Annotated in this window: 5 protein-coding genes and 1 tRNA gene; 3 read left to right on the top strand and 3 right to left on the bottom strand. The window is 55.2% G+C overall.

The window, feature by feature from the left end:
• Window positions 1-108: 108 nt before the first annotated feature.
• The 3 genes from AC2FIT_RS17280 to AC2FIT_RS17270 all read right to left on the bottom strand — a co-directional run bounded on the left by AC2FIT_RS17280 (window position 109) and on the right by AC2FIT_RS17270 (window position 1,870).
• The gene (locus AC2FIT_RS17280) at window positions 109-303 is read right to left on the bottom strand and encodes a hypothetical protein (protein WP_496831270.1); all 195 of its coding nucleotides are present in this window, start codon (window positions 301-303) and stop codon (window positions 109-111) included.
• Window positions 304-1,077: 774 nt separating this feature from the next.
• The gene (locus AC2FIT_RS17275) at window positions 1,078-1,479 is read right to left on the bottom strand and encodes a hypothetical protein (RefSeq protein ID WP_496831269.1); all 402 of its coding nucleotides are present in this window, start codon (window positions 1,477-1,479) and stop codon (window positions 1,078-1,080) included.
• 306 nt (window positions 1,480-1,785) lie between these two features.
• Window positions 1,786-1,870, bottom strand: a tRNA-Leu gene (locus AC2FIT_RS17270).
• A gap of 753 nt (window positions 1,871-2,623) precedes the next feature.
• Here AC2FIT_RS17270 and AC2FIT_RS17265 point away from each other — a divergent pair.
• Genes AC2FIT_RS17265 through AC2FIT_RS17255 form a run of 3 tightly spaced genes read left to right on the top strand, consistent with a single transcriptional unit; the run spans window position 2,624 to window position 6,779 of the window.
• Window positions 2,624-3,031 carry a hypothetical protein gene (locus tag AC2FIT_RS17265; protein WP_496831277.1) on the top strand — a complete coding sequence of 136 codons (408 nt, stop codon included), beginning with the start codon at window positions 2,624-2,626 and terminating at the stop codon, window positions 3,029-3,031.
• Between the two features lie 2 nt (window positions 3,032-3,033).
• Window positions 3,034-5,043, top strand: coding sequence for a dynamin family protein (locus AC2FIT_RS17260; protein WP_496831268.1), 2,010 nt, complete (start codon window positions 3,034-3,036; stop codon window positions 5,041-5,043).
• An 8-nt stretch (window positions 5,044-5,051) separates the two neighbouring features.
• Window positions 5,052-6,779, top strand: a complete 1,728-nt coding sequence (locus AC2FIT_RS17255; RefSeq protein ID WP_496831267.1) for a dynamin family protein — start codon at window positions 5,052-5,054, stop codon at window positions 6,777-6,779.
• The last annotated feature ends 15 nt before the right edge of the window (window positions 6,780-6,794 follow it).

Here is a 6,794-nt window from a genome sequence, read left to right as displayed (position 1 = left end):
CATCCGCTCGTCGGCCAACCAAAACAAATTGCTCATCACGCCTCCATAAGTTCAGAAGCTTAAAACAGCCCGGCGCGCCAAATAAAACCAAATCAACGGGTCCAGAGCTTAAGCAACATTGTCTTCGTCCTTGACGTTTATGTACTCGTAGTGAGGCAACTTGTTGATTTCGTTGGTCTTGGTTTTTAGGGTCACGTCGCCGTAGTCGTCACCAGCCGTTTTCCCGGCGTGACCCTGAATGGCTTCGACCACCCGATCAGAGATGCCGAGTTCGCGGCACTGTTTTTTGAGCGGTGACGCCAAGTGTGATTTGGCTCTAACCCTTTCGGCGTTAGTTCGCTTTCGCGCAGCCAATCCGACAGCTTTTTCGACGCAATTTCAGCGGCCCTCTTGTGTTTCTCTGGCTAGTCAGTGTTATGAAACAGTGGGCCGTCAGGGGCTCTCTTCACAAAGCCTGCAAACCCTTCATCGGTGATTTGAGCATGAAAGGGCGCGTCGCGGAAACCTCCGGCCTTAACCGTCCCTGCGTCAGGTGTGATCCGCACTACCCACTGCTCGTCGACTTTGCGCACATCTTCTTTTCGAAGCTGAGTGATTTCGGAAACACACGCCCTTGTGAAAGCACCGATGATAGGAACCCATCGCTCTAGGTTGGCCACCTTTTCTGTTTCACGGACACACCCAAACTCATCAGCCGCTGGCTGATACTTGCGCGATGCCCTTAACACCTTGCAAGCCTCTGCGTCAGTGTAGCCGCGTTCGCGAGCATAGATCTTCCTGGGCTTCGGCTGTTTGACGTTGGCTGCGACATTCTCGGGTAAGCGGTCGTTTTAAACAGCCCATGACAATACCGACCCGACCCCGGACAGATAGATATCGTTCACTGTTTTTGCTGACAGTTCTTTTCTCAGATGGCCCCGCCAACCGATTATGTCTTTCTTGGTTACGCGCCGGGCATTGTCGTGTCGCAGAAACTTACGCAGCCTTTCCTCAACCGGCGCAACCGCTTTCCATTGTCCCGCATGAACCCGGCCTGGAAGCGGCTTTCGATATAGTCTGCCCAAATCTGTTTGAGGCTCACACGCTCAACGTTCTCAGGCGGCTGAGCATTAATAATGTTGGTGAAGTGGGCGTGCCGGAAAAGTCGCCTTCATTGCGCTCAGCGGCGCGCGCAAGAGCATCCCGCCCTGCATGACACAAGGCATGGGCAATGTCGCGCCATTCGGCGCTACCGGGTGCCGCATCCAGATTGCCAGCAGTCCGGAAGCGTTCTAGCTGTGTGCCGATCAACTCATCCAGCACAGCGTCATTGGTATTCCCAGTTATGGCCGCACGTATACGATTAACCTGCAGATCATCAATGCCGACCGCCGCATGGCGGGGGTCGTTGCGTAGCTCGTCATCAAAGGCGACGCGCTGGTAGTAGTGGCTATGTACGATCTGACCCGGTGTCAGAAGATAGCACGCCACGGCTGCCATTGGTTGCCCCTTATTGGTTTCCTGCTCAGCTGAGGCGATCTGAAGTTGAAGCTGAGCTACCGCTCCGTGTAGCAACTTGAGCGCTTGGCGATAGTCACCGCCCAGAGGGGTGCGCGCCTCAGTCTTACCGATGACTCCGCGAAAGTATTTCGGGACTACCAGCCGGGCATGCTACCACCCTTTGTGGTTGAGCAAGTGCATAACCTTGCCTGCCGTGAGAGCGCCCTTTTGTGACCAAGGTTGTAACCTTCAAACGGACATATGCCCTTGTTTGCAAGGCTTTTCTTTTGTTTTAAAGGGATATTGTGGTGCGGGTGGAGGGACTTGAACCCCCACGCCTTGCGGCGCCAGAACCTAAATCTGGTGCGTCTACCAATTTCGCCACACCCGCAGTACCGACTCTGAGTGCCGGATTGATGCGGTCAATAACAAAGCCTGCGATCAAGTGCGAGAGGGAAATTGCCTGATATCAAAGATTATTGGGCGTGATGTTGAAACAATCCAGAGATCTGCCTACGCTGCAGCTGCTTCATGGTCGAGAAGGTTGTTTGTGTCGGTGAAAGATAATCACTAATTTTCATATAGTTTTATTTATTAATAAATAAAACTTAAAGCCTTTTACGATCACTATGGCCCGTTGAACTCGGAAAATTGCCTTGTGTTTAATTGTTTCGTTATCGTGCACATTAAGTGAAAGATAACCTAAACTTTAACGTGTTTAAGCTGAGCGATAGGGGCTGCATACTGATCACAGTGGATGCCGCCAACACAATCTGGGATCCGCAAATCTAGGCTTCGTTGCCCTGGTCAGGCTTTGAGGGGGTGCAGTTACGCAATTGAAAACCAAAGATTTCAAGAGTTCTTTGCCCCAACTGAGAAGGATTTTGCCGCCTGTCGCCGCACCGATGAAGCTGTACGACTTGTGTAACCCAAAATCCGCCCACTCGACCACGGGTTGAGGTTCGGCCTGAAGGCTTGATCTTATTTGCGCCACATTTCAAACGCCAAAAAATCTTATTCGCGCCAAAATAACACCGCCTTGCCAACAATGATGGAGAGTGGGTGTTAACGAGTCTTTTTTGCCCCTGGGCCTAGTTTAGATTTTTTGCTCAACTCGAATACAAGGGTCTTAGCCGTGACCAATATGATAAACTCTGCTGCTGCTGAGCAAGACGCCGTTGGTCTTGCCCGCGAAAGTTTTCTTGGTGAACTGAAGTCCCTCAATCGGGACCACCCGAACACTGGCTTTGGCCTATCGCTGAGAACGCACTCGGGGGGGCACTATCTTTTAGCCAATTCCCGCATGCCGCTGCCCGAGACCAAATCAAAAGGGTTTCCTACAGGACGTCGTCTGGCCCTGTTGGAAAATAGTGAAACGTTCCGCTCAATCGAAGTACTGGCTGATTCTAAGGCCTATGAGTCCATCTCACCCGGTGATGAGGCCGCGATCCTTGGAAATGCGCTGAACCTGATTGCACGGATCGACATAATGACCAGTTCTTCTGACGGTCAGGAACATCATCATATCGCCGCTACTGGGACCGGAGGTTGATCATGGCCCGAAACGACCACCTTCTGTCCGTAGGAAACGAGGCGCTGTCGCCGATGACCGCGGCCATGGCATCACTTGCGACCCAGATCGACCAGTTGACCGAAGTGGCAGATGCCCGGTCATCGGCGCGGTTGGCGACACTCAAGACTCGGATGGAGAACTTCACAGCTAGCGTGACGCTGGTTGGGCAGGTCAAGGCCGGTAAATCCTCGATCGTGAACATTCTGGCGGGGCGCCCTGCTCTACTGCCATCGGACGTGAACCCGTGGACCTCGGTGGTGACCACGTTAAACATCAACACGCGCACCGAAGGTGACAAAAAGGCCAAGTTCACCTTTTTTGAGCAGGAAGAGTGGGACAATCTGATGGTCGGCGGCGGTCGTCTTGGTGAGCTGGCCAACCGTGCCGGTGCTGATGACGAAATGGATGATATCCGGCGTCAAATCAGTGAAATGAAAGCCAAGTCCGAAGCCCGTCTTGGCCAGCATTTCGACCTGATTCTGGGGCAGAGCCACCAGTATGAGTATTTCGACGAAGAGTTGATTCAGCGCTATGTCTGCCTGGGCGACGAGGACGACCCGGACATCAATCCAAAGACCGGGCGCTTTGCCGATGTGACCAAGTCGGCGGAACTGTTCATGGACATTCCGCAATACCCAATCTCGCTAAAACTGTGTGATACGCCCGGCGTCAACGATACCTTCATGGTGCGGGAACAGATTACCCTGCGCAGCCTTCGCGGCTCGGAAGTTTGTGTTGTCATCTTGGCCGCAAGCCAGGCTTTGACAACCATGGACATGGCGCTGATGCGGATCATCGCGCAGTTCGAAAACCGGCAGATTATCCTGTTCGTGAACCGCATCGACGAATTGTCCGATCCGGTCAATCAAGTGCCCGAGATTCGTGACCGGATAAGGGACACGCTGAAACAGAATAACATCGACACAAACACAAGCGTCGTTTTCGGCAGCGCGCTTTGGGCCGAGGCTGCCCTGACCGGAAATCCCGATATTCTGACAGAAGAGTCACGTCAGGCGCTCAACACCTTCTATCTGGCGGCCGGATTCGGTGATCAGGCCCCCTCGCTTGACAAGATCTGGGCGCTGTCCGGCCTTCCTGATCTGTTGCTCGCAATGAATGAGCGGATCGCCGAAGGGGCTGGCACCCGCCTACTGGACCGTGTGCGTCATCGCGCCCGCAACATCGCCAGCCAAATTCGCGCGACAGCAGTGGCCAAGACGCTGTCCAAGGGGCAAGGCGTTGTGCGTGAGATGGACGGGGTCGCGCCCGAAGAGGCGGTCGCCAAGGTGACCGAGGAATATGAAAAGAAGGTGGCTGAACTGACGGCCTCATTGCGGGACAAGGTGCTGCAACGTCTCAAATCAGCCGAAACCAATTTTGTAAAACGCGCCACCGATTCGTTGATCGCACATCTTGAGAAGAAAGGTGAACAAGGTACCTGGCAGTACGACCCCGCAGGCCTGCGCACGCTGCAAAAGGCGGCTTACTTCAGTTTCGCGCGCTCAATGCGCAAAGAGGCCGGCATACTTTACAGCGCGGCTGCAAATGATGTCGAGGCACTGTATCAAAAGCTGCTGGGAAACCATCTGGGTGAATTCAGCATCGAAGCGCCTATCGTGCCCCGCGTCCCGCCGCCACTGGGCATCGGGCGCACGATCGCACTGGATTTGCAAAGCACATGGTGGCGTCGTTGGTGGCAACGTCGCAAAGGGTTCGAGGCATATGCCGCAGACTACACGCGTCTGATAGCGTCCGAGGCGAACTCGATCACCAAGGACCTTGAAGAAAACCAGATTGCGGCTGTTCTGGAAAACGTTCGCGCAGGTCTAACCGATTTCCTGCGCGAGCAGAGCGAGACCCTGCTGAGCATTTCGGCCTCGGCCGAGCAGGACCCAAACCAGGCCGCCCTGATGGCGGGCATGACGCCCAAGAAGTCACGCGACGATATCTTGGGCGATATCCTGAAAGATCTTAGTAACGAGGCAGCATAAGTAGCGACATGGCAAAAGACACACAAACCCGCTTCGTATCTCCTAAGGCATGGGAACGCATCGAGCAGTGGTCCCGGCGCAAACCGATTTTCGCACTGATGGGGGAATTCAGCGCCGGCAAATCCACACTGATGAATTTCTTGCTGCGCTCTCACGCATTGCCGACCCAAGTCACTGCCACACAGTTGCCACCCGTCTGGTTCAGTTGGGGCAAACAGTCGGCTTACCTTCAGCGCGATGACGGCACGCAAGAGGACATCACCGTCGATCAATTGCACGCCGTGGGAGTGAATGACGCCCAATTCGTGCGCATTTTTTTTGAATCTGATATTCTTGAAGCGGTCGACTTAATCGACACCCCCGGTATCTCGGACCCGAAGATTTCAAGCGATGTTTGGCGCCGCGCGGTTGGACAAGCCAATGGCGTGCTGTGGTGTACGCACGCGACCCAGGCCTGGCGGGAAACCGAGCGGGCGACGTGGGTATCGCTACCCGAACGATTGCAGCACAACTCGCTTTTGCTGGTCACCCGGGCTGACGCGCTTGGGGCGAAAGACCGCCAGAAAGTGCTGCGCCGTGTGAATCGTGAGGCGGGGCATCTGTTCAATCGGTCAATCCTTTTCTCGGCCCGCGACGCCATCGTTGCGCGGGACAAAAGCGGCGATGCCGAGCTTTGGGCACGCAGCGGTGGCGGCAAAATGGTCGACAGCTTTCTTGAAATCACCGAACAGATCATGGACCACCGAGCCGATATGCTTGCGCGGTATCAGATCGACAACAGCTTGTCTGACGAACCCCGCATTCAACCGACCCGCCCGAAGCGGAATTCAGAACAGGGTGACGATACGGCCCCATTGAAGCTGGTGAACCCGGTTCCAGACCCTGGGGCGGCACTTGCAGACGAAGTTGTCACCAGCTTCCCCGTCCGTCCGACCCGTGTTGAGCGCCGAAATGAAGACTCCGACCGCGACGAGCGCATCGACGCGGCCAAGGCGGAGCGTTTGCGTGCCGAAATGGCTGCCGAAACACAGGCATCCCAACCGGTTGAGGCCAGCGAGGAAGACGAGCTGCGCGCGTTTTTCCGGGACACGCCGAGCAACGGCCTTAGCCTTGCCGATCACATAGACTCACCCAAAGACGAAGGCCCGGTGGATCTGTCAGATGACGATGAGCTGGAAGTGGACGACAGCACCGACCTGTTGTCCGACGTACAAGCGGAAGACTCTGCGTCAAGCACGTCCGATCCAATCATGGGTTCGTCCGAAGAGGAAACCGCTGACGTGTCTGGTGCGGTTGATGCGTCGGGACCCAACGAAAAGCGCGCCGAGCTTTCGGTGTCGTCCATCACCGCCTTGTTGGCCGAGCAGTCGAAAGGCGCTGAGGACGAGTATGAGCCCGAGCCTGAATCTAACAGCCTTGTCGACATGCAGGTTGTTCCTCTGGCCAACGTGACAACTGCCGACGACTCCGATGCGCCAGACGAAAGCCGCAAGACGCTCAAAGACGTGCTGAGTGTCACAAGCGAAACTGCACTCAGTGCCGCGTCCATGTGGCGCGAAATCTCCGCTGACGACGACTTGCCGGATGACGCTGAAGGGATAAAAAAGGTTTTCAACGATTTCCTCGAAGAATTCGACCAGATCGCAGCCGAACACTACGCCCGTCGAACCAAAGAACCGGTGCATCCTGTTTCGAGTGCGTCAAAAAACGGTGGGGCGGAACGCCATGCGCTGTAAAAGGAGACACGGGTA

It is taken from the genome of Ruegeria sp. YTSA135, from assembly GCF_059610165.1.
Note: the sequence above shows the minus strand (reverse complement) of the source record. Positions and strands in the feature narration are given on the sequence as shown.